This window comes from Pseudomonas putida (genome assembly GCF_004357765.1).
Lineage (GTDB): Bacteria > Pseudomonadota > Gammaproteobacteria > Pseudomonadales > Pseudomonadaceae > Aquipseudomonas > Aquipseudomonas putida_U.
This window is the reverse complement of record NZ_SMTE01000040.1, coordinates 1-1,306: the sequence shown is the minus strand read 5'-3', so window position 1 is coordinate 1,306 and position 1,306 is coordinate 1. Positions and strand designations below refer to the sequence as shown.

Annotated in this window: 1 protein-coding gene; it reads right to left on the bottom strand. The window is 56.1% G+C overall.

The features are described from left to right. Positions 1–37: 37 nt before the first annotated feature. The gene (locus E2H86_RS25505; RefSeq protein ID WP_133332265.1) at positions 38–1,216 is read right to left on the bottom strand and encodes an integrase core domain-containing protein; all 1,179 of its coding nucleotides are present in this window, start codon (positions 1,214–1,216) and stop codon (positions 38–40) included. Positions 1,217–1,306: the final 90 nt, after the last annotated feature.

Below are 1,306 nucleotides of genomic sequence, written 5' to 3'. Positions count from 1 at the left end.
TGTACGGGTCACCCTCATGGGTTACACAAAAGTTCGTTCACATAGGTGACAACACCTGAAGTCTTACATAACCATCATCGGCTTCCCGCTCATCGACCCTGCCGAGAATGATTGGGCCGAAAATAACATCCCACACCCCATCCCCGACCCGCTCCAGCCCAATGGTCTGGTGCTTGAGCACATAACCTACATAGATCCTCAAACCCCGGCGGTTGACGATGCCACTACAGTCAGCTTGTAGGCTCTCGATATGACTGGGGTAAGTCATTTCGGGTAGTTTTTCCGGAAACGGGCGTGGCGAAGGCTGATAACAGGACGCTGGCGTTTTCTGCTTCAGTGCTTCGTGCAATCGCTCGTAATTGTAGTGTTGCCGGAAGCGATCGAAGTGCCGCTGTTGAGCCTCCCAAGCCACTGCAGGCGGGGATGGAAGCGTACTTTTGAGTGTCCGGTGCATACGCTCGTGCCGACCATTTTGCTCCGGCCTGCCAGGCGCAATACGTTCAGGAATGATGCCCAGGCGCAGCCACCAAATAGACAGCTGGGAGAGGCCTGCGCGCCCTTTACTCGCAAACGGCACGCCGTTATCGGTTCGGATACGTTCAGGTAGCCCGTTTTCGCGAAAGACCTCAGCGAACACAGTCTGTGTCTCCAGGAAGTTCGTGTTGGCCATGCTGTGGCACGCAAGCAAGAAGCGACTGGCGTGATCCATGATCGTCAACGGATAGCACCAGACCCCTGCTCCTGTCAGAAACTGGCCTTTGTAGTCCGCAGTGAATAGCTGATTGGGCGACTCCGCTTTCTCCAATGGCTTGGGATAGACCGCTACACGCTGACGCAGGCGTCGCGGTTTGATCAGATCGGCCTTCTTGAGGATGTTGTAGATCGTTGTCTTGGAGGGAGGCGCCTGGTCTGGAAAACGCGCCTGCAATGCTGCCTGGATCTTCTTGGGCCCAGGCTCCGTCTGGCCTTGACCACGCAGCTCGATGATGGCCTCGCGAATGGCGACGGGTACAACCCAGTCTTGCGTCAGCCGGCGACGACTGCGCTCCTCCAGGCCCGCCGGGCCCTCTTTCTCGTAGCGCTCGACCCACTTGTATCCGGTCTTTCGACTGATCTCGTAGGCCTCGCAGAGGGCGCTGAAGCTAGGCGGACCCTGCAGGTAATCCGCGATAAAAAGCGTTTTCATGTCCATAGGTTTCAGCTCTCGCCAAGGCATGGTCAGATCCTCGAAAAACCGACCATGCCAGTTAAAAACTGTTACCTATGTGCGTGAACTGATTTGTAACCCATGTGGGTGAGTCATACC